At 46.6% G+C, this 20,965-nt stretch carries 23 protein-coding genes; 11 read left to right on the forward strand and 12 right to left on the reverse strand.

Features of this window, described 5'->3' with window-relative positions; translation table 11 throughout:
• Position 1: 1 nt before the first annotated feature.
• The 11 genes from ACYQ0C_RS21045 (at position 2) to ACYQ0C_RS21095 (ending at position 10,287) form a co-directional block, all read left to right on the forward strand.
• The gene (locus ACYQ0C_RS21045) at positions 2-310 is read left to right on the forward strand and encodes a TraL conjugative transposon family protein (protein WP_016274786.1); all 309 of its coding nucleotides are present in this window, start codon (positions 2-4) and stop codon (positions 308-310) included.
• A complete protein-coding gene (traM, locus tag ACYQ0C_RS21050) occupies positions 303-1,601 on the forward strand; it encodes a conjugative transposon protein TraM (RefSeq protein WP_016274787.1) in 1,299 nt (432 codons plus the stop codon). The genes ACYQ0C_RS21045 and traM overlap by 8 nt, the downstream gene beginning before the upstream one ends.
• Positions 1,602-1,637: 36 nt before the next feature.
• The gene (gene traN / locus ACYQ0C_RS21055; RefSeq protein WP_016274788.1) at positions 1,638-2,552 is read left to right on the forward strand and encodes a conjugative transposon protein TraN; all 915 of its coding nucleotides are present in this window, start codon (positions 1,638-1,640) and stop codon (positions 2,550-2,552) included.
• A gap of 2 nt (positions 2,553-2,554) precedes the next feature.
• Entirely contained in the window at positions 2,555-3,121 is a 567-nt protein-coding gene (locus ACYQ0C_RS21060; RefSeq protein ID WP_025077083.1) for a conjugal transfer protein TraO, read from the forward strand.
• A 14-nt stretch (positions 3,122-3,135) separates the two neighbouring features.
• Positions 3,136-3,678, forward strand: a complete 543-nt coding sequence (locus ACYQ0C_RS21065) for a DUF3872 domain-containing protein (protein WP_016274790.1) — start codon at positions 3,136-3,138, stop codon at positions 3,676-3,678.
• 9 nt (positions 3,679-3,687) lie between these two features.
• A complete protein-coding gene (locus ACYQ0C_RS21070) occupies positions 3,688-4,209 on the forward strand; it encodes a glycoside hydrolase family protein (RefSeq protein ID WP_081642352.1) in 522 nt (173 codons plus the stop codon).
• A gap of 241 nt (positions 4,210-4,450) precedes the next feature.
• On the forward strand, positions 4,451-5,575 hold the full coding sequence (mblB, locus tag ACYQ0C_RS21075; RefSeq protein WP_016274792.1) for an anti-phage 6A-MBL system MBL-fold protein: 1,125 nt from the start codon (positions 4,451-4,453) through the stop codon (positions 5,573-5,575).
• Positions 5,576-5,577: 2 nt separating this feature from the next.
• Positions 5,578-7,713, forward strand: a complete 2,136-nt coding sequence (gene cap2-3 / locus ACYQ0C_RS21080; protein ID WP_016274793.1) for an anti-phage 6A-MBL system cap2_3 protein — start codon at positions 5,578-5,580, stop codon at positions 7,711-7,713.
• A gap of 1 nt (position 7,714) precedes the next feature.
• Complete coding sequence (locus ACYQ0C_RS21085) at positions 7,715-8,323, forward strand: hypothetical protein (RefSeq protein WP_016274794.1); 609 nt, start codon at positions 7,715-7,717, stop codon at positions 8,321-8,323.
• A 400-nt stretch (positions 8,324-8,723) separates the two neighbouring features.
• Positions 8,724-9,287 carry a DUF6088 family protein gene (locus ACYQ0C_RS21090; RefSeq protein WP_050582518.1) on the forward strand — a complete coding sequence of 188 codons (564 nt, stop codon included), beginning with the start codon at positions 8,724-8,726 and terminating at the stop codon, positions 9,285-9,287.
• 1 nt (position 9,288) lies between these two features.
• Positions 9,289-10,287, forward strand: a complete 999-nt coding sequence (locus ACYQ0C_RS21095) for a nucleotidyl transferase AbiEii/AbiGii toxin family protein (protein WP_016274796.1) — start codon at positions 9,289-9,291, stop codon at positions 10,285-10,287.
• Positions 10,288-10,621: 334 nt separating this feature from the next.
• Here the strand turns inward: ACYQ0C_RS21095 and ACYQ0C_RS21100 are convergent, their stop codons facing one another.
• The 12 genes from ACYQ0C_RS21100 to ACYQ0C_RS21155 form a co-directional block, all read right to left on the reverse strand.
• Positions 10,622-11,149 carry a hypothetical protein gene (locus ACYQ0C_RS21100; protein ID WP_016274798.1) on the reverse strand — a complete coding sequence of 176 codons (528 nt, stop codon included), beginning with the start codon at positions 11,147-11,149 and terminating at the stop codon, positions 10,622-10,624.
• A 56-nt stretch (positions 11,150-11,205) separates the two neighbouring features.
• Positions 11,206-12,240 (reverse strand): LPD29 domain-containing protein, encoded by a 1,035-nt coding sequence (locus ACYQ0C_RS21105; protein ID WP_016274799.1) that lies wholly within the window; start codon positions 12,238-12,240, stop codon positions 11,206-11,208.
• Between the two features lie 18 nt (positions 12,241-12,258).
• Positions 12,259-12,462, reverse strand: a complete 204-nt coding sequence (locus tag ACYQ0C_RS21110; RefSeq protein ID WP_016274065.1) for a hypothetical protein — start codon at positions 12,460-12,462, stop codon at positions 12,259-12,261.
• 7 nt (positions 12,463-12,469) lie between these two features.
• Entirely contained in the window at positions 12,470-12,694 is a 225-nt protein-coding gene (locus ACYQ0C_RS21115; RefSeq protein ID WP_016274800.1) for a hypothetical protein, read from the reverse strand.
• A gap of 5 nt (positions 12,695-12,699) precedes the next feature.
• Positions 12,700-13,065, reverse strand: a complete 366-nt coding sequence (locus tag ACYQ0C_RS21120) for a hypothetical protein (protein ID WP_016274801.1) — start codon at positions 13,063-13,065, stop codon at positions 12,700-12,702.
• A gap of 15 nt (positions 13,066-13,080) precedes the next feature.
• Positions 13,081-14,088, reverse strand: coding sequence for a hypothetical protein (locus tag ACYQ0C_RS21125; protein WP_016274802.1), 1,008 nt, complete (start codon positions 14,086-14,088; stop codon positions 13,081-13,083).
• Positions 14,089-14,194: 106 nt separating this feature from the next.
• Entirely contained in the window at positions 14,195-14,563 is a 369-nt protein-coding gene (locus ACYQ0C_RS21130) for a hypothetical protein (RefSeq protein ID WP_016274803.1), read from the reverse strand.
• An 11-nt stretch (positions 14,564-14,574) separates the two neighbouring features.
• Entirely contained in the window at positions 14,575-14,889 is a 315-nt protein-coding gene (locus ACYQ0C_RS21135; RefSeq protein WP_016274804.1) for a hypothetical protein, read from the reverse strand.
• A gap of 12 nt (positions 14,890-14,901) precedes the next feature.
• On the reverse strand, positions 14,902-15,399 hold the full coding sequence (locus ACYQ0C_RS21140; RefSeq protein WP_016274805.1) for a hypothetical protein: 498 nt from the start codon (positions 15,397-15,399) through the stop codon (positions 14,902-14,904).
• 236 nt (positions 15,400-15,635) lie between these two features.
• Positions 15,636-18,635 carry an N-6 DNA methylase gene (locus ACYQ0C_RS21145; RefSeq protein ID WP_016274806.1) on the reverse strand — a complete coding sequence of 1,000 codons (3,000 nt, stop codon included), beginning with the start codon at positions 18,633-18,635 and terminating at the stop codon, positions 15,636-15,638.
• Positions 18,636-18,725: 90 nt separating this feature from the next.
• Positions 18,726-19,661, reverse strand: a complete 936-nt coding sequence (locus ACYQ0C_RS21150) for a hypothetical protein (protein WP_016274807.1) — start codon at positions 19,659-19,661, stop codon at positions 18,726-18,728.
• An 11-nt stretch (positions 19,662-19,672) separates the two neighbouring features.
• The gene (locus ACYQ0C_RS21155; protein ID WP_016274808.1) at positions 19,673-20,494 is read right to left on the reverse strand and encodes a DUF4121 family protein; all 822 of its coding nucleotides are present in this window, start codon (positions 20,492-20,494) and stop codon (positions 19,673-19,675) included.
• Between the last annotated feature and the right edge of the window lie 471 nt (positions 20,495-20,965).

Genomic DNA, 20,965 nt, shown 5'->3' on the forward strand with positions numbered 1-20,965 from the left:
TATGAAAATAAAGGAAACATTTATCAGAATAAGGGACGCGGCCGACGACCGCCTGCGCTCCTTCTGCGGTGCACTGACACCGGAAAAGAGGCTTGCCGCCATCCTGATAACGGGTGCGCTGTTCGCCATAGTGAATTTCTATATGATATTCCGTGCCATTTACGACATCGGGCGTGATGATGCTCCACGTGAGGTCATCGAGATCGCCCCGATCGAGGTTCCCGATTTCACCGGCCCCGGCTCGCAGGAGGAGATGGTGCGCGGCATGGAAGAGTTCTTTAACCAGTTTGATTCAGAGGAAGATGAGTAGCGATGCCGAAAAACTGAAACGCCGTCAGGCCGTGAAGAAGTATCTGGTCTTCGCACTGATGTTCATCGTGTTCGCCGCCTGCATGTGGTTCATCTTCGCCCCGTCGGATTCCGACCGCGCGGGGAAAGAGAGGCAGGAGGGGTTCAATACAGAGCTGCCGGATCCGAGGAACGCCGGTATTGTCGATGACAAGATGACGGCCTACGAGCAGGAGGCCATGCGCAAGAAACGCGAGGAGAAGATGCGGACTCTTGAGGAAATGACATCTTCCGGGTCCACTCCGAACCCGGTTTCCGTATCCGACAATCCTCCAACGGCGGATATACCGTCGGATGTTGTGATAGTGGACGATGAGAGCGGCAAGCCCGTGGCTTCCGCATCCCGTGGCGGTTCCTTCTCTTCGTCGCATAATGCCTACCGGCAGATAAACGAGACGCTCGGCAGTTTCTATGAGCAGCCTGCGGAAGACCCCGAAAAGGAGGCCATGCGTGAGGAGATCGAGCAACTGAGACAGTCGGCGGCCCGACAGCAGCAGACTCCCGGGACATCTTATGCCGAGCAGGTGGCTCTGTTGGAGAAGTCCTATGAGCTTGCAGCCAGGTATATGCCTAACCCGGACAACAGCAATATTAAACACGAGGATGAAGAAAAGCCGGACAACGGCCGCAAGGCAAAGGCGGAGCCTGTCGGCAGGGTCTCTGTCCCGGTGGTGTCGTCCCTCGCGCAGCCGGTGAGCGATTCCGTGATGCTGGCACGGCTGTCGGAACCCCGCAATTTCGGATTCAACACCGCTGTCGGCGGCACGTCCTCACATGGCAGGAACACCATAAGCGTGTGCGTGCATGGCGACCAGACCGTCATAAGCGGCCAGAGTGTGCGGCTTAGGCTGCTTGAGCCTATGCGTGTCGGAAGACACGAGCTGCCGCGGAACTCGCTCATTACGGGTGACTGCCGGATACAGGGGGAGCGTATGGATATCACGATTTCGCAGGTGGAATATTCTGGCAATATCATTCCTGTTGAACTCGCGGTGTATGACAACGACGGCCAGCCGGGCATATTCATCCCCGGCTCGATGGAGGCGAACGCCGCGAGGGAGATGGCGGCCAACATGGGGCAGAACCTCGGCACCACCATATCTATCACCAGCCAGTCCGCCGGGGACCAGCTCCTGTCGGAACTCGGCAAGGGAGCGATTCAGGGAGTATCCCAGTATATCTCCAAAAAGATGCGTCAGGAGAAGGTGCGGCTGAAATCCGGCCATGCGCTGATGCTATATCAGAAACAGTAACCAACACCAGTATAAACCAACTAAATTTCAAACGACATGAAAAAGTTATTTTTGATTCTCGCCCTTGTTATGGGCGCGGTAAGTGCTTTCGCACAGGAAACAGAGGGAGACCTCTACCACGGTCTTACCAGGAAACTGACATTCGACCGCATGATTCCCCCATACGGTCTGGAAGTGACCTATGACAAGACGGTCCACATCATCTTCCCGGCGGCGGTGAAGTATGTCGATCTCGGCTCTCCAAACCTTATCGCGGGGAAGGCCGACGGAGCGGAGAACGTTATCCGTGTGAAATCTACCGTCAAGGGGTTCCGTGACGAGACAAACATATCGGTAATAACCGAGAGCGGCTGTTTCTACACCTTCAATGTCAAGTATGCCGACGAGCCTCTGATCCTGAACGTGGAGATGAAGGACTTCATACACGACGGCAGCGACGTTAACCGTCCTAACAACGCCCTTGAAATCTATCTGAAGGAACTCGGCAGCGAGTCGCCGAAGCTGGTGCATCTCATCAATTCTTCCATCCATAAGGAGAACAAGCGCCATGTGAAGCATATCGGCAGCAAGGCTTTCGGAATACAGTATCTTCTGAAGGGCGTCTACACCCACAACGGGCTTCTGTATTTCCACACGCAGATACGCAACACGTCAAACGTGCCTTTCAATGTGGATTTCGTGACATTCAAGATCGTTGACAAGAAGGTGATGAAGCGTACCGCCGTGCAGGAACAGGTGATTTTCCCGTTGCGTGCCTACAACTATGTCACTGAAGTTGCCGGAAAGAAGGACGGTCGCACCGTGTTCACTTTCGACAAGTTCACTATTCCGGAGGACAAGATGCTCGTGGTGGAGCTTAACGAGAAGAGCGGCGGGCGCCACCAGTCCTTCACCGTGGAGTGTGAGGATATCGTCCGTGCCCGTGTGATCAATGAACTCAAAGTTAGATAGCCATGAGAAGATTTGTCATAGCAATAATCGCGGCAGTGTCGCTTGCCCTCTCCGGAGGGCAGGCATACGCCCAGCGCTGCCTTCCCGGTATGAAGGGGCTGGAACTTCGCGGCGGTCTTGTGGGAGGCTCTTCGGGTGATTTCTATCTCGGCTCCGCCATGTCCGTTTACAGCGGCCGTGCCAACCGGTGGGTGTTCGGCGCCGAATACCTGCAAAAGAACTACCGATACAAGGATATATCTATCCCGCGTGCGCAGTTCACGGCTGAAGGGGGATATTACCTGAACTTCCTTTCGGATGCTTCCAAGACATTCTTCCTGTCGATAGGCGGCTCGGCTCTTGCCGGATACGAGTCTGTTAACCGGGGCAAGAGGCTCCTGTCTGACGGCTCCCGGCTTATGGCAAATGACGCTTTCATATACGGCGGTGCCGTGACGCTGGAGGCGGAATGCTACCTGACTGACCGTATAGTCCTGCTTGCCGGCATCCGTGAGCGTGTCCTTTGGGGTAGCTCTGTCAGCAAGTTCGCCACCCAGCTCGGGGCGGGCGTGAAATTCATCATAAATTAAAAATCAAAACAAGAATGAACATGAAGAAGATACATTTCCTTATCGCGTTATGCGGCTGTATATTCGCCGCTCTGTCGCTTTCCTCATGCGAGGATGACATAGATGTGGACGGCACTTATCCGTTCATGGTGGAGACAATGCCCGTGCCGACACGTCTGGCACAGGGCGAGACTGCCGAAATCCGTTGCCAACTCAAACGCGAGGGGCGTTTCTCGGATGCCCGGTACACCGTGCGCTATTTCCAGCCAGACGGCAGGGGCACACTGCGCATGGATGACGGCATGGTGCTGAGACCCAACGACCGTTACCCGCTCGACCGCGAGGTGTTCCGTCTTTATTACACTTCTGAGTGTGCCGACCAGCAGAGGATAGACCTTTATTTTGAGGATAACGATGACCAGATGTTCATGCTGACCTTCTCGTTCAACAACGAGAATAAGGATGATGACGACGGTGACAGCGGTGACGATGGCGGAGGTTTCATTCCCGGAATACGCTTTCCAGTGGATTCTATAATCGTCCGTCCGGTGGTTCCGGGAGTGGAACCTAAAAAGTAAGGAGTGCCTATGGTAGTACGAATTATTCTGATTATCCTATCCGTCAGTCTCGGTTATTCCGGGCTGGCGGCACAGGGTGGCTGGGAGCCGCCACCTGACAGACTGACGATACCTGCTTCGCTCTTTGACAGGGCTGTGGCCTGCATAAAGAGCTTTGAGGGTTGGCACTATGCCCGGCACCACCCGTATATAGGTTACGGCCATAAACTCCTTCCCGGCGAGAAACTCACCTGTAATCTGACTAAATCGCAGGCTGACTCGCTGCTGAGGGCTGACCTTATAAAGCGCTGCTCGACATTCCGCCGCTTCGGGAAAGACGCGCTGCTGCTTGCGGTACTCTCGTACAATGTGGGTGAATACAGGTTGCTGGGTTCCGGCAGGATACCGAAAAGTACCCTTATCCGTAAATTGGAGTCCGGCAACCGCAATATCTATCAGGAGTATATCAGCTATTGCCGATACAAGGGCAGTCGCCACGCCGGGCTGCTGAAACGCCGCAAGACCGAGTTCGCGCTGTTCTTCATTCCATAACTCATACTTGAATCTCTCTTTCTGTATTGCTCGGTTTAAATTCAGAAAGAGAGATTTTTCCATATTCCATATGTTTATATATATAACTGTTTAATGATTGGAATCTCTACTGACTCAATAATTGTCAGTAATGGCAGATAGCTGACAACATAATATGCAATAATGTCATATTTAAGGCCTTAATAATATAATCTCAAGGTTGGCTTGGTTTTTGCTGTATAAGAAATATAAATACTTTTTTATGGAACATACAATAAAATACTACCCTGTTGATAACGGAGATTGCACCCTTATAAAGTTAGGAAACGGAAAGACTGTAATCATTGACTGCCAGATAACCGACGCTTATGATAAAGATGGCAAACAAATTTCGTATGATGTTAAAAAGGATCTCTTGGCTGAACTAAATAGAGACAGCCAAGGACATCCCTACGTAGATTTGTTTGTCAGCACACATCCTCATGATGATCATTGTATCGGGTTTAAGGATAATTTCTATCATGGTAATCCAAATGAATATGACAACACCTCAGATAAAGGTAAAATTATTATAGGAGAATTATGGATAACCCCTCGAGGCATGGGTAATAATGTCGCTACCTCTGCAGAAAGTATCCGTTGTGAGGCAAAACGTAGACGGCTTTTATACGATGAAAACCAAAGCTATTGTGGAACATATGGGAACTATCTTCGTATTATTGGCTACGATAATCAGAAGAATTTTGACAGCCGCTATGCATATGTTCCAGGCACAAACGTAAAATTTGTTAATGGCTCATTCTTGTCATTACTTGAAATATTTATACATGCCCCATTTAAGGAAGATGTCACAGATTGTCGTGAAACGGATGATAAAAATACCACATCCATCGTCACGCAATTTAAATTTAAGACCGAAGATGATAGAGTAGTTTGTCGGGTACTAATGGGCGGAGATGCCGAGCATGACATCTGGCAACATATTCTTGACAACAATGTTGATGACGCTAACTTACAGTGGAATATATTTCTTGCTCCACATCATTGTTCCTGGACATTTTTCAATGATTCCGACAACAAGCAGGAGATTTTAAAATCTGCTAAAGATATATTATGCAACGGACTCAATAATGGCTGCATTATAGCCTCTTCAAAAGCTATTCATTCCTATGATTCCAATCCCCCTTGTGCTGAGGCGAAGAAAATGTATATAAGATTCCTCGATGATAAAGATAATTTTTATAATACGGCTACTGATAAAATTATTAATGGGATTGCGCAACCAATCGTTTTTAAGATTAATGATCGAGGTAAACGAAAAATAACAGGAACAGCTATCGCCGGGGAATCATCCATTTCTCGACCTGCTCCTCGTGCTGGAATGTAAAGATGGCTTTAAAAGGATACGATATTATAAAAGGTAAGGAAATTCGGGGGAGCCGTTTACGACTCCCTCGAGCTATTGCTATACACAGAACAGCTCAATTTGATTCCGATATAAAAATAAAAGAATGTCGCATAAATAGCAAAGGCGATGAAATTATTATAATGTCTTTCCGTGCACTGAGTATCCCGGATGAACCGGTTTTCCCTATTTTAAAGGAAGAAGATGTGGCGATAAAGTGTACCAAAGAAGATTTAATACTTCCATCTGTATTTGCTTTGAGAAAAGACTTTCCTGTTGGTCTCCCACATTCCAACGCAATGCCTTATGCTCATCCGGTTTCTTTGTGTGTCAGTGATGTCCCATTTTCTGATTATCGGCTTCAATTTAGTGCTTATGATTTTTTACAAAGTATAAGACGATGGTTCGATCTTAATAGTATAGGAGAATTACATGAGCCAGATAGACCTTTAGAAGTATTCTATGGCTCACATATAGTAGCCACAATTAAGAATTTTCAAAACTGTGGCTGTTTTGGTCGTTTTCATGCAATTTCAAAAAATACTGCCATATTGGAATATACTGAGCGCAAAAGTGCTACACATTATATTTTTCCATTCAAAGCTGATGAGATATTGTCTAATGGGATGGCCGAAATCCCCGAAATAATTGGTGATTTAAATAGGATTACAGTTTGTAAAGGTAATCCATTATTAAACGTAATAGAGTCTTTATTTTATAATCATCAAGCACTAAAAATTGATTTGCCATTATTTCTTCCTGTTTTAATTTCACAAAAGAGGGCAATTGGTTTAGACGCAGAATCATCAGAGTTGTTTTTCATCGTTTTCAAGAAAAAGATTTGTGATATAGCTTTACAAGCAAAAAAACAATCTCACGATTCATTTCAGAAATGGTTATATTCGCAACAAATAGATATTGTTATGACACTTCCTCCTGTTTCACGAGAATTGAATGCGTCATCAAATGGACTCGGCAATTTGTTTAAGAAAGTATCGTTTATCGGAGCGGGTACTCTTGGTGGGAATATTATAGATCACTTTATTCGACAAGGTGTAAGTGAAAAAATTGTCATCATTGATGATGATTCCCTATTACCACATAATATAGCACGACATGTCCTTTCTCCTGAATATGTAATGCAGTCAAAAGCCAAAGCATTAAAAGATGTTTATCGCAGTATTGAATACCAAAAAGTAGATAGTATTGATAAAGATGTTCTTTTGTTCAATAACAACGATAAACAGAGAGCCTTTGAAAATGCCGATTTAATTATTGATGCCAGTACATCAATAGCTGTAGAACGAAATTTAGCATTGGACAATAGCTATGGCGATGCAAGAAGAAGTAGTGTCTTCCTTAATCCTAAAGGGACGGAGCTGGCATTACTATATGAAGATACAGAGCGTAAATATCGACTTGATCTTTTGGAAATGACTTATTATCGGATGCTTATTGTTGATGAGCGATTAAATGATCATTTGTCAGTTTCAGAAAAACAAAGAACAAACAGCTTCAGTTGTCGGGCAGAATCTTCAATAATAGACTATGACAATGTCGGGCTGTTGGCAAGTATTGCATCGCAACAACTAAAAAAATTGTATGCCTCCAATGATGCAAAAATTGCAATATGGCGTATAAGTGCAGGTAATAGTGTTGTAGACTATATTAATATTCCGCTATCGGACTGGCAGTTGTTCGATATTAACGGTGTTAAGGTGTATATAATAAATGATGTAATATCAATCATGAAAGAACAACGATTGTCATCTGGCACACTTGAAACAGGTGGTGTCTTTTTTGGATGTTATGATAAAGATAGACAAATAATCTATGTGCTACATTCTCATCCAGCACCAATTGACAGTAAACATGGGCCGACATCATTTGTGCGTGGCTGCAATGGCCTTAAAGAAGTTCAGGACTCAATCAACCTTAAAACATACTATCAGGTTAGATATCTTGGAGAATGGCACTCTCATCCATCTGGTTCTAATACTCCCAGCACCTTGGATAAAAAACAGTTTGATGAAATGAGTACGGATCATCTCTTGCAAAACATACCATTTGTACAAGCTATTATAGGTGATAACGGTGTTTATGTAAATGCTTTAATATAATATGGAATTCAACTATTACGATCTACTTTCAAGAATTATCATAGGTTACTTTACTCTTATGGCCTCATTATACGCATTTGACATAAGTTACAATGAGGATTACAGTATCGCTTACATAGCAGCTGCATTTGTAGTTGGTTACTTTATTAATGCTGTCAGTAGTCTTTTGGAAAGTTTTTGGTTTTGGACAATTGGAGGTAAACCATCAGACAAATTATTAACCATAAACAAAAAGAAGAAATATACGGGTATAAGTAAAGTTCGGTTATATAATGCAACTGCGATAATCGAACGGCTGAAAAAAGATGCTCATAGTAAATCGCCAACAACAGGGGAATTATTCTCTATTGCAAAGCGAGCATGTAATGGTAATAAGGATTGCCGCATACCAGTTTTTAGCGCACAATATGCTTTTTCGAGAGTTCTGCTGACAGCATTTACGATTGTGACACTATTTTTATTATGGTCTCATTTTGATGATTGGAGATATTATTTCTTAATAATTCCTTGGCTTGTTTTTTGGAATCGCTTTAAGGAACGTGGCTATTATTACGCAAGAGAAGTTCTAACTGAGTATATGAAAAATAGCGAACAAACAGTTGCTAAGTAATTTAAACAAGCCCTAAAATATAACAGCCTTTACGAATAGTTCCATTTTGGAACATGTGCTGGAATTTATAAAATCACGAATTGGGGATTTTGTAGAAAATTACGCATTAGGCTATTTATGGAACTACTTAACGTCTTTCAACATAGTGTGCTAAATTCAGTTGTTAAGGGATACTTGACAACTGGTTCTTTTCAGAAAGAATTTCATTACTCCCCAACATATTCATGCTCATTCACAAACGAGTTGGGAAACTAAAAATTTTGAAGATTACCAGCCTGTCGCTACTTTCGCTAACTAAAATTCGACAACTTTTGGTCGTGTCACAAAAATACCGTAATTTTGTGACATGATTAAACGGCAAGACATATCAAACTGCGAAAACATTGTACGCGAAAGAATTATGTCTTTCGAGAAAGGTTATGTATTCTTTCCTTCCGATTTTGAGGAGATTGCCTCTCCGGAAGCAGTACGCCAGATGCTCAGCCGTATGGTCAAGCACGGAGATATTATGCGCATCAGTCGTGGTATATATTGTGTACCACGGTCAAACAAAGTTCTTGGACTTGACTGCATACCTCCTTCGGCAGAAGATATTGCCCAACGGATTGCAGAACGAGACCGGGTAAAGATAATACCTACCGGAGACCAGGCGTTGAACCAACTTGGATTATCTACACAGATTCCTGTCAATGCAGTCTATATCACCAATGGGGCAAGAAAGAAAATCGGGCTCGCCAATGGGCGCAGCATCATATTCAGGGAAAGCAATGAATTCCGTCTGTTTGAATTTCTCTCCAAGATTATGATGCTTGCTGTATCTGCAATACGGAGTATAGGAGAAGATAACATAACCGACGATATGGTGAACAGAATAAAGGAGATCGTGAGGAGCGTCCCCAACGACATTTACAAACACGACATCCGGCTTGCACCGGTATGGGTAAGAAAAAAACTTGAAGACTAATATGATTTTCACAGATCTGACGGTTGATGACCGTCGAGATATAATCGACTATGTAAGCGACAGGACTGGTTTGTCGCGAATTGTCGTAGAAAAGGACTGGTGGGTGACGTCCGTGTTACGGGCGATATTCTCACTGCCTTATTCCGATAATATCTCTTTCAAAGGTGGTACAAATCTCAGTAAATGCTGGGATCTGATTCATCGTATGTCGGAAGACATTGACATTGCTGTAAGCCGTGAATATCTCGGATTTCCCGGTGAATTGTCCAAAAATCAGATCAGCGACAAACTGCGCAGGGCATCATGCTCATTCGTAAGGAATACAATGATTAATGATGTGGAGAACGCACTTATAGGTCAAGGCATAACACCGGACCTAATAACCGTCTCAGTGCATGAGACAAAAGTCAGCACTGTTGATCCGGAAACCATATACGTTGCCTACAAGCCGATATTTGAAGGCAATGGATATGTCCTTCCACAAGTCAAAATCGAAGTCAGCGGACGTTCTATGTCGGAGCCGGTGAAAACAGTTGCAATACGTTCCTATATTTCCGACAATCTACCTAAACTCACATTTGAGGACAATCCGGTGGATGTCAATGCCGTCCTGCCACAACGCACATTTTTGGAGAAATTGTTTCTGCTTCATGAGGAATTTGCAAAGCCATCAGCAGATATCCGGATAGAAAGAATGTCAAGACATATTTATGACGTTTCAAGAATAATGAGGACAGGTGTGGCGGATGAAGCATTGGCGGATGACTGCCTTTATGAGTCTGTGATAGAGCATAGACGGAAATTCATTGGTCTTAAAGGATTTGATTACGACACATTGAGACGCTCTTCGTTGAAAATTATTCCCACAGGAGAAATCCGCGACCGCTGGGAAACTGACTATAAGAGTACGGTAATGAATATGGTTATGGGAGAGGCTCCTACCTTTGATGAAATCATAGCAGAACTTGAAGTCCTGAATGAGAAGATTAATAGGATGTAATATTCTCAATATAGGACACCATAGCCAACAATTCTTTTATGCAATACTGCCCCAAACGTCCCATAAAAAATTAGAAGTAAAGAATCCAGTTTGTTCCATTTTGGAACAAACTGCCCAATACGGAATTTGATAAATATCTTGAATTTACAAGTGCGCAATTTTATTTCAATGAGAATGGTGCGCAAAAAACCAAAATGAAACGCCACAAAAAACAAAAATGCCGTAGCTGATCTTACCTCTATTGTAAAGCAAGGTGTATTTTTGCACATTGCTTTTTAGGATAGTTTTAGAAACTGTCAGTTTGGGAAACAGAACATTACAAATAGAGATTTCCCTAAAAACGATTTAAGTAATATTGTAGCCTCACATTTTGAACCGATAGAATAACCTCTCTTTCAAGTTCGGCATATTTTTTAATCTTGGATTGTAGCTTCCGGCGGAATTTTGCAAGTGTTTCATCTTCTGCCTCATTAAAGAACATATTGTTCTGCCGCTGGTATTCAAGATATTCCTGTTCCTTGCGTCGGGCTATTGTGATTTGGGCCTTAGCCGCAGATAGTCTGGAAAGAGCAGAGCCGAAATCCATGCTTAGTCCGGTGCGCCTGTCATAATATGAGAAATATGTCTGAACGTTCTCTTTGGGATATTGGCACAGGAGTCGGGCATGGCGCCATCTGACAACCCATTGGCGCCGCTCATATATATCACGCGGGAGGTCATAGCGGAACAAAACAACCCGTTGCCGTTCCTTCGTCCGGTATTCGATGGTGATACAGACCCATTTTTCGATTTTCATCTCCCGTTGGGCTTTCGCATATTCGCGGGCATATTCCATCCAGTCGCCCATGTTCTCCTGTGCCATAAGAATTTTTAGGTTTTTGAGGATTCCCATAAAAAGCAGAAATCCTCATTGTTTCGTTATGCCGAAGCCGGACATAGGGGGCCATTCTCCAATTCCCATTTCTCGCGGGCTTCGTTGTATTCCTGCTCTTCCTGTCGGAGCATACGTTCTGTTTCGGGAGTATAGCCGATGAAGCGGATACAGCCGCCGTTATAGCCGGTCAGTTTGCAGATTATACCTGCCTTTTCAAGTTTGTCAATGCGCTTCTGTGCAGACTTGGCGCTTGAATACTGCTTAGGCCAAAAGTAATGTTCGCCCTTTGAACCGTAGTGATCTGCTCCGTAGACCTTATATCCGGTATGCCGCTGGCTCTCTATAAAGTCGAAACGGCCTTTTTCAAGAGCCTGCCGGATAGCCTTGTGCGCCGAACCTTCGGGATGCCTGAATGTCTTTGGTTTCGGGCCTTTCATGCCGAGTTTCGGAAGCACGACTTTGTAGGGATTGCTCCATTTGCCGATGCCGAGAGTAAGATAGAAGTTGGTGCAGAAGTAGTCGGTCATAGGGTCGCTGTCGTCATAGTTGTACGACATGACAAAATCCTTTACGTTGGTCATCACCTCCCGGGCGCGGTCTGTCAATCCTTGTTCTCTTTCAACCCGATAATGATTGATAGAACAGTGGATATACCCGGATTCCTTCGTGAACGCCTCGAAGTCGGCACTCATCAGGGTGACATGTATCGAGCTGTAGCCGTCGCGTCTTACCGAGAACCTGTATCTCGGATAGGTCTCCTTGAGCCAGTCACGGATTATCCGCACGATTTCGCGTGAGGACTGTCCTTGATAGTTACAGCCTCTCCACCGGTATTCGTTGTAGACATAGCGAGTGTATTCCCCGGCGGATGCTTCGCCATAGTCGTTCTCGTATCCGTTAAGATCCGATGTCGGCGACACAGGGACGTCCTTCCATACGGCAAACAGCTTCTCAAACTCGAAGTTGATGCGCTGCATTGTTTCCGTGCTGCCACCTTTGTCGGGATGGTTGTCGATTGCAAGCCGACGGTACTTCTTTTTCAGGTCCGCCAGACTGTTGATGTTCTGAAAGTAGGTCATATCGTTAAATTTTGTGCGTCAGGCCATAGCCACGCGGTTGATGAAATACTCCACATAGTCGTCTTCTATGCCAAGATTGCTACAAGCCATATACAGGTCATCTTCACGGAGGTCGCTAAGTTCCTGCAATTCCTGAAGATGACGTACCTCGGCTTCGAGATATTCCTGTGCGGTCTGCTTGTCGCAGGAGCAGGTTGTCGAAATCAGATTCACTATATCCATATCCGTGTCATTTGAGGTTGTACATTTTTGCGAAATGGTTATTCACCGCCGGAATACGTTTCTTATAGAATGGCTGGTTTTCCCTGCACCAGTCGGCAAGCTCCGCTTTTGAGGTGAAAGGTCTGCGCCAACTCTGTCCGGTCATTATCATCTCCACGATGGGGGCGAGTTCGGAAATGAACATTCCGACAGTCCATCCCTCCCATATATGCCTGTTCATGTCTGTTGCCATACTTTTTATGTTTTTAATGGTTCATTTTCGGGTTCAAGCAGTTCCTGCGTCGCAAGCAGGATTTCGTTAAGCCATATAGGGCTGCGCGATGAAAGGTCGAACACACTCTCGGTCTGGAATATGCAACCCTCATGGTTATCTATTGCAGTCATGCTTAAAGACTCCCCGGTTACTGTAACCTTTGTCACCACGCCTTCATAGGGATATCCGTCATCGTCAAAAAATATGACATATACGGAATCCGGTGCGTTGGGAACTGAGCCGGACTCCGGAAATTCCAGTTCCGTCAGTCCGTGTCGGCGAAGCAATCCTATTATTGCTCCGGTAATCTCCTTGCGGAGATCTTCAATCTGTCTGCTGAAATCTTTCATATGAGAATTATTCGGTTATACGGTTTCATAATTGGCGGGTGTAAGTTTCACTGTCCCAACGAAGAAGGAGTCGTCCACCCCGTACACACGCCCTATGGAGTAGTCATGCCCGCTGCCGGATGCGTCAAGCACCAGTCGGTAGCCACGGTATCCCCCGGTTTCCAGTTCAAGGGTGACATCCCTTCTCAGCCTCATGCCTATGGCACTTCCGCCGCCATACATGGAGCTGAATATCCCGCAGTAGTTGTCTTTCGGAATTGTAACCTTAGCCACCGAGAAACCTGATTCATAAAGCTCCCTGAGATTGACCTTGCCGGTATAGGTAAGCAGGTTCGTCCCGCAACATGAGTTTACAAGCTCCCGGTGGAAATCCTCGTATGACACCAATTCCCTGCCGTCACGCGACCTCCTGTAATGACACCTGCCGTATACGGTGATCCCTTTTTCCGCCAGGAACCTCTTTACCTTTGCTGGATTAAGGTTGAGCGCGTCCACCATGTCGCCGAAATACGAGTCCGGGTATACATACCCTCCCTGCGATTCCAGCCAGTGGGAGTTGATGCAGTCATAGCCGGACAGCAACTCGACCCTTACAGGCACGTCCCGCGTGTGTCTTACCAGTTCGCTCACCGCATCTGAGTCGTCACGTTCATATATCGCATCCATGATGTCGTCACGGTGCGCTTCCATGAACTCTTCAACCGCGTCTTCGTCAAAGCCTTCGCCTGAGATTCCGGCCTTTATCTGTCCCCATATCTCCCGTATGATGAGGAACCGTTGTTCGTCGTACCAGCCTTCGGCCTTTTCATAGAGCGGCCTCGCACTTTTTTCTTTGATGCATTCCCCGACAATGTCGAGGCTGTCGTAAAGGTTGTCGCGGTAGTCCACCCATACAAGGCTATACGATGCGAGCATCAGTGATTTTACCAGATCCATCGTCAGTGCCTTGCTTCCTCCCTCCCTGCCGTACACAGGTGGACGGCAGGATCCGCTTTTCCCGTACATATTATTCCTATTCACCATAAATACTTTTACTATGCTGCGGCATCCGTTTTGTTTTCCTTGCACAGCCTGTCGAAGGCCATAGTCGCTATCTCGCGGTTGGATATTGTCACACTTTTCATGGCTTCTATTTTATTTTCACAAGTTGTTTGAACCGGGCGACTATCTCTCCGCGTTTACTTTCGGCAAGCTCTTCATATTTGCGTCTTATGGCGCAATATTCCTCCCAGGTTTTGCCCCTTAGCTCATTTTCATACGATTCCCTGCGCAATGCCGGATATTCTTTGAACAGTATCTCAAACTGTCTTCGCCATTTGCGCCCCTGCCATGAACGTTCGGCAATAAATTTTATGAACTGGAACATCTTTTCATCGGTTCCGACATCCATGGCATAGAAATGGTCGGTTCTGGGCCACACATTGTTGGAGTGCTGCCAAGTCTCGATATGGCGCGTCGAGGCATTGTATGCCATTTTTGTGATTATCTGATAACTCATAATATTTTATTTTAATTCAGTGATACATTGTCGATCTCTTTGTCTTTTGCGGCGATGGTTCCGAAATGCACGGCTATCAACCTTTGCGGGAAACAGGTGAGGTGGTTGTATCCGGTCCTTTGCCACAGTGTGAAGCAGTCGTTCCTGAAAGACCAGTGGAAATGCCCCGACAGCGAACCGTACTCGTGCCCGACATTCCTCTCGATGAGCATCCTGCTGACATCCATGATATGCCGTGAGAGCAGGACGATATTGAGTATCTCCGAATAGGCACGGTGCACGCGCGGGTCGGTCGGATACAGCGGTGACAGATGGTTGATTCTCATGATTCCTCGTCTTTAATCGTAATTGTCACCGAATATCTCCTGCCTCAGCAGGTTTTGGTCGAACCAGCCTTCGTGGTAACAGATACAAGAACTGCTTTCGTTATCCGTATCAGGCAGATAACACTCGGCATTGTAGCTTACATTGTCGCCGTACATGTTCCTGTAATGCGCTACAAGCAGGTGCGGATTGTCGGTTCTCAGGTCATAGCCGTATCTGGCGCACCATCTCTCGAAATCCTCCATATCCTCGTCATCAAGCTGGTCAAACGCATCCCTTATATCGAAGAAGTTGGGACACAGCCATTCACGGTTTATCAATATGGACGGTATGTTGTCCCATGCCACATATCTGTATTGCGGCTGCCGCTCCTGCGGGAACAGTTCTGAGCAACAGCACAGGAATTCCTGCATGTCGCCGTAATCGCTCAGCGTCATGTTGTAGTCAGTCCTTTGGGATATGTCTATCATGTACTGCGTCGTTACCGTCAGTTCAGCCTCGTTGAGATTCATTCTTTCCATTTTTATAATTGTGTTTCGTGGAACCCGTGGATTCCATTCCACAGGCATCAAAAGGTGCGTGTCCCGGCCGTGCAGGGTTTTACGGGAAAATACCGGAGCCTCCGGCGAGGATGATTTTCCCGTAAACCGCCTGCGGCCCGACCTTGCACTGCCGAAGGGGACACGGCCTACCTTTGCCTGTGGGAATGGATGCCACGGATTGCATGTTTTCATTATTACTTTGATTATCACGTTACCAGCTGGCGTCCCCAGCTTATCCTCACTTTGCCTTCGGCATCTGTCTCACGCCTTAGCAGGCTGTCAATTACCGACATGGATATGTCGAACTCGTTGAATATCTCCGCCTGCTCCTTGACCTCACCGCACTTGATGAACTCGTTAAGGCGCTCCTTGGTAAGCACTAACGCCATCAGGTTCTGCTCCACGGAATCCTCGTATGTCACGAAATGCACCTTCTTTTTGTCTTTCGAGTCGAGGCGTATGAAGCGGAAATAGAACTGTTCCATTTTAGGGATATTCCATTGCAAGGATTCCAGTATTATCCGGTTGCAAGACGGGATGTTGACCGAGCTGCTCAAAGACTGCTGCGTACATACGAGGACACCGTTGATTGTGGAGTCGAACTCGCTGACGATGGTCTGCCGTTTCTTGAAGGGTATGGCTCCTGTCACTGTGAATACCGGTCTGTTCGGAAAATGCTCCTTTATATACCCGGCATACATCTCATAGGCGGAAATAGATGTGCAGCCCACAGCGACTTTCCCTTTTGTCCGGCGTATCATCCGGCCTATATGGTGGACCTTACTCGGATATTCATCACCGTAATATCCCTCGATAATATGCGGGACCGAACAGGCTTTTATCAGCAGCTTGATCTGGCGCATAAGCCGAAGCCCCGCATCCTTCTTCGCATCGCCCGTACTGTTGTAGTAAAGCTCGCATATACGGCAGAATTCCTCTATTATTACACGGTAGACTTCTCGCTCTCCCGGAGAGGGGGTGACGGTCTGCGTACTGACATCATATTTCTCGCCGGCGAAATCCCTGAACTTGCGCGTGATGATGGTCTTGCCTATAAGCTCGAAAAGCGTGTCCTTGTTATAAATGTCCTGATTCTGCTTCTCAATCCCGAACACTGTCGCTTTTCCCGGACAATGGCACGACTTGAAGAGCACATGCCCCCTGAAAGCAGGGAACGGTTCTCCATACCAGTCGTTGCTGTCGCTCTCGATCTCCTTGTCGCGGTTCTGTTTATATACCCTTGGACTCCAACAGGTCATATTGACCGAATTGTTATACAGCAGTTCGAACTGGCTGTAAAGTTCCGTTATGTTGTTCCGAGTGGTTGTGCCGGTGTCAAGGATCTTGTATTTTACCCTGCGGAATATGGCGAGTATGTATCTCGTCCTCTGTGATACGGGATTGGTAATCTCATCCGATTCATCAAATACGAGGCACAGTCTCCGTGCCGACAGTTTGATGAACTTCATTAGATATCGTTTCAGCTTGCAGAGCATGGAGGTCGATACTATCAGGAATGTATCGGCTGGAATATTCTCAAAATCGGTATAGCTCCGCAGCAATCTGTATGGTTCGCGGTTGTTTCTCAGAAACGGCTCCCATGTCATGTTCGTGGCGATTGCCGGGGCGAGGACAATGACATTCCGGACCTTGTTGAATTTCAGAAGATACTTCGCCCTCTGATAAACTGCCGCCGTCTTGCCGGATCCCTGCTGCCAGTTGAGCAGGGCGTACCGCTTCTGCAACACGAGGTTCAGGTCGTGCTTTTGCAGGTTTGTGAACTCGCACACATCCATGTCCTTGTTCACGAAAGTTGCCCGGTCAAGATATTCGGCCAGTTCAGGCAGCGGCTCCATATTGTCGAATGTCCGGCTCTGAAGACTATATCTGTGCCGCTTTTTGCGTATAAGCCGCATTGCGGCCTTATATTGGCGTAAGTTCGCCTCTGTCGGGATCTCCGGCATAGGCAGCTCTGTACGTTCAAGTATAAGGTCGTTGATGCCAGCAACAGCACGCTTCTCTTTTTCAAGCATCCTTGAAGCGTATGCCTTGAGTTTGAATCCGTAGGATGTCTTTACGAGCGCTATTTCCTTTCGGCGTATGGTGTCCTGGTTACGTATATACCGTCGTATTATTGACAGCACCTTGTTCGGGGTTAGTTTCTTGCGCTCCCATTCGTCCCGTTGGGCCTGGGTACAGTTCTCCGGCGGTTTCTGGTTGCGGAATTTTGCGACGAGTTCCAATGCCTTGTCTATGTGTCGGTTCAATCGCTTGTGGGCTTTCAGCTCGTACATGTATTTGGCAAGCAGATACTCGAACCTTTCAAGTTCCTCACGGCATACGGCATTGGTCTCCTGCATGAGCGGCAGCTTGAGTCTGGCTTTCATCGCCCGTGCGTCAGTTATGCGCTGTTTCAGTTCTTCCGCGCTCACAAAATCGTCAGCGTTGTAAGGCTGCATGTCAATGTGTCGGGAGTGACGCAGAAACACCATTATCTTTGTGCCGAAATTGCGGATACCGAGCGATGCGAAGGCGTCAGAGTCAAGCAGGGTCTGTCCTATGAACGAGAACTGCGCGTTTACGGCCCTGACTTTCGATTTCTCCCAGAACTCGCTTTGGAGGAAAGATGCGGGGACAATCAGCATAACTATCCCGGCCGGATTCAACGCATCGTATGCCTTGTCTATATAGTAGACCTGCGATACTTTGATACCGAATTTGAGGTTGAAAGGGGGATTGCCGATTATCACGTCATACCGGCTCTCCGATGTGAACTGCTGTATGTCGCATTGCTTTATGTCCGCATCCGGGTAAAGGTGTCTTGCCACCGCAACCGCCTTGGGGTCTATGTCAAACCCGTGCGCGTTGCGCTGGTTAGGCAGGTGGTTGAAGAAGTTTCCCATGCCGCAACACATATCAAGGATCATTTCCGACGGCTGGGGTGAAAGCATATCCACCATGTCGCGGCATATCTCATGGGGCGTGAAGAACTGGCCCATCTCGAACTCCCGCTTTGCCTCGGCATACTCGTTGTAGCTGCTGTAATCGGCACGTCTTAGATTATGCAACCCTCCGATGCCGGTATAGCAGTTGTAGATGCTTTCCGCCGGTATGGTGTCCTTGCCGGAATCTATGCAGAAGAGTATCTTCTCGTTTATTTCCTCCCGCTTGTTCGGGGGAATCTGTTGGGGTATGATGGCGTACATGATCGTCTTGGGATATGGTTATAAATGGGGAAGCACGGACACCGTTGCCGATATCCGTGCTTCCTGCTGTCTGTTCTCTGTTATGATTGTCTATTCCTCCTCCAACCGCAGTTCGTCAAGGCGGAGACGGTTGAAACACAGGCTTGCCGCTTCTCTATTTTGGAATCTGACATCCACGCGCCCGTTACGGAAGAATTTAATCCCGGTGGCGTTAGTTGTTGTGAGGTCATACCATATTGAGGTATCCACTTCGTTCCTATTCAAACGCATAACCATTTCACGGTCTCCACACAACACGTCGTCGGCACCGAAGGCTATCCCTTCACAGAAATCCGACATTTTCTGATGGCTGCTATAATCCATAGAGTTTTTGTTGTAAAAATCATGATAGAATGAGTCGAATATCACGATATTGGGAAAAGATATTTTGTCTCCCTTCAATTCGGGTTTAACTTTGCTCCAACGGTTTGGCTTCACAAGCAGGAGGAAACGTTTGATGAGTTCATCTTCGGCTGTCTTGCGGAAACTGCGCCCTCCGAGATGTTCTATGACCGTATCCACATGAGTCATGTATTGGGGACGGAACCCCATTTTAAGAGTGTCGCCGTCTATTTCGGGAACCGGTACCGACACATTGTATGTGCGGTTGAAATATCCGATTATCCTGCTTGCAAAGTTTTGATTCGCACTGTGATTTGCGGATGCGAGCATATTGATGGATTTGAACGGTCTGAATTCGTGATGTGAATAGTTGCTGTCATCCGGATATAGTTTTTCAGTGTAGGATATTTCTCCGTTTTCCTTGTATCTTATCTTGTGGCTTTCACGGTATTTCTCAGCCTCTTTTGTGAAGATTCCGTACCATTGGTCTATCTTTTCGAGCGCATCGTACAGCATTTCCTGCTGCTTTTCGCAAAAGAGCCTGTCCTGAGCCGTTATCTTCTCCTCGTTCCGGATTTCCACTCCGAGAATACCGGAAAGCAGGTCGGCATTGCCGCCTGCATGTGTTGCTGTTGTTGTCTGCATATCGTATGGTTTTAGTAAGTTATCGGTGGTAGTTCTATGCGGTAGAATGTGGTGACATGGCGCTCCATGTCTTTTTTTATCTTGACTTTCACGAGTTGTCCGTTGTACATCCGCTCCTGCACGGGCAAATCCAGTCTGTTCCATTCATCTTCCTGTAGGAACTCGGTCTTATCCCGGAAGCACCATACAACCAGCATGGAATCTGAATGATTGAATACTGTCGCTTCATAGTTCTTCTTGAACCTGTCGAAGTCGGAATCGTCACGGAAGGCTGTTCCGTCGGCGACATACCGGTAGCGAGATTCAGGATTATCATTGATGCGGACATAGAGTTTGCGCCATGTCTCGGTGGTGAAATCCCCATAGAGCGGTTCCGGATCAGAGTATTCCCATTTGGCGACCTTAGCCATGAATCTCACGCTTCCGTTGGCGCACGGTCCGCAATGTCCCCATGCGCTGAATACCCCGTCCTCCCAGCCGATGAACTTCATTTCGGCGGGATCGATGCTTGTGAACGGCCCTCCGCTGACGCTGAGCCATATATCAGGATCACCGATACCTACAAACGGCACGTATGGTGCAAGGCATACCGATATTCCGTCAGCCCTGAGATTTTCGAGCAGCGCGTATCCGTAGAAATCTCCGTCTCGGTCAACATGACGCATCCTGTCTCCGACCTTAGGCGTGAGGTTTGAGCGTGAGCCTTCAATGATTTCAACGAGCCTGTTCACCATATCCACATCCTGCTGTCTGAGGATATGATCCCTGTCGTATGAAACATTCAACGGCAGGAGGGTTTCAAGGGTGTACTTGTCCTTTGTTACTTCTGACATACCATCTTAATTTTTTGTTATCCCGGCTTATGGGGCCGGAGTTCCCATAACTACAGGCTTAAAAGGTCGTGTTCCAGCCGTGCAAGGTTTTCGGGAAAAATACCGCAAGCCCTTCGGGGCGCGGAAGATTTTTCCACGAAACCCGAAGGGCCTGACCTTGCACGGCTGATAAGAACACGGACTACCTTTGCCTGTGGTTATGGAAACTCCGCCTCTATATGATGGTATCCTTATTTCGTATTTTTCTTATTGAAGTATAGTCGCTTCCGCGACGCAGAAAAGTCAATATAAAAGAGAATTACGCTCCGAAATGAGGCGTAATCCAAAAATAAATGCTAACTTTGCATCAAAGTAAAAGAGTTATTTGAAAGCGTGAGAAATATAGCGTAACCAAACACACTACCAATTTCTTATCCATTGCCCATCCTCACGCGAATTCTCAAGAATAACCTTGTAGTCAAAATATTAGCC

It is taken from the genome of Phocaeicola sartorii JCM 17136 = DSM 21941, assembly GCF_054653615.1.

Coding starts and splice junctions, on each gene's coding strand:
- ACYQ0C_RS21155 (WP_016274808.1), bottom strand. CDS start 20,494: ATGTCAGAAGTAACAAAGGACAAGTACACCCTTGAAACCCTCCTGCCG.
- ACYQ0C_RS21095 (WP_016274796.1), top strand. CDS start 9,289: ATGATTTTCACAGATCTGACGGTTGATGACCGTCGAGATATAATCGAC.
- ACYQ0C_RS21060 (WP_025077083.1), top strand. CDS start 2,555: ATGAGAAGATTTGTCATAGCAATAATCGCGGCAGTGTCGCTTGCCCTC.
- ACYQ0C_RS21105 (WP_016274799.1), bottom strand. CDS start 12,240: ATGACCTACTTTCAGAACATCAACAGTCTGGCGGACCTGAAAAAGAAG.
- ACYQ0C_RS21115 (WP_016274800.1), bottom strand. CDS start 12,694: ATGGCAACAGACATGAACAGGCATATATGGGAGGGATGGACTGTCGGA.
- ACYQ0C_RS21120 (WP_016274801.1), bottom strand. CDS start 13,065: ATGAAAGATTTCAGCAGACAGATTGAAGATCTCCGCAAGGAGATTACC.
- traM (WP_016274787.1), top strand. CDS start 303: ATGAGTAGCGATGCCGAAAAACTGAAACGCCGTCAGGCCGTGAAGAAG.
- ACYQ0C_RS21100 (WP_016274798.1), bottom strand. CDS start 11,149: ATGGCACAGGAGAACATGGGCGACTGGATGGAATATGCCCGCGAATAT.
- ACYQ0C_RS21135 (WP_016274804.1), bottom strand. CDS start 14,889: ATGAGAATCAACCATCTGTCACCGCTGTATCCGACCGACCCGCGCGTG.
- ACYQ0C_RS21085 (WP_016274794.1), top strand. CDS start 7,715: ATGGAATTCAACTATTACGATCTACTTTCAAGAATTATCATAGGTTAC.
- ACYQ0C_RS21090 (WP_050582518.1), top strand. CDS start 8,724: ATGTCTTTCGAGAAAGGTTATGTATTCTTTCCTTCCGATTTTGAGGAG.
- ACYQ0C_RS21125 (WP_016274802.1), bottom strand. CDS start 14,088: ATGGTGAATAGGAATAATATGTACGGGAAAAGCGGATCCTGCCGTCCA.
- mblB (WP_016274792.1), top strand. CDS start 4,451: ATGGAACATACAATAAAATACTACCCTGTTGATAACGGAGATTGCACC.
- traN (WP_016274788.1), top strand. CDS start 1,638: ATGAAAAAGTTATTTTTGATTCTCGCCCTTGTTATGGGCGCGGTAAGT.
- ACYQ0C_RS21130 (WP_016274803.1), bottom strand. CDS start 14,563: ATGAGTTATCAGATAATCACAAAAATGGCATACAATGCCTCGACGCGC.
- ACYQ0C_RS21140 (WP_016274805.1), bottom strand. CDS start 15,399: ATGAATCTCAACGAGGCTGAACTGACGGTAACGACGCAGTACATGATA.
- ACYQ0C_RS21110 (WP_016274065.1), bottom strand. CDS start 12,462: ATGGATATAGTGAATCTGATTTCGACAACCTGCTCCTGCGACAAGCAG.
- cap2-3 (WP_016274793.1), top strand. CDS start 5,578: ATGGCTTTAAAAGGATACGATATTATAAAAGGTAAGGAAATTCGGGGG.
- ACYQ0C_RS21150 (WP_016274807.1), bottom strand. CDS start 19,661: ATGCAGACAACAACAGCAACACATGCAGGCGGCAATGCCGACCTGCTT.
- ACYQ0C_RS21070 (WP_081642352.1), top strand. CDS start 3,688: ATGGTAGTACGAATTATTCTGATTATCCTATCCGTCAGTCTCGGTTAT.
- ACYQ0C_RS21065 (WP_016274790.1), top strand. CDS start 3,136: ATGAACATGAAGAAGATACATTTCCTTATCGCGTTATGCGGCTGTATA.
- ACYQ0C_RS21145 (WP_016274806.1), bottom strand. CDS start 18,635: ATGTACGCCATCATACCCCAACAGATTCCCCCGAACAAGCGGGAGGAA.
- ACYQ0C_RS21045 (WP_016274786.1), top strand. CDS start 2: ATGAAAATAAAGGAAACATTTATCAGAATAAGGGACGCGGCCGACGAC.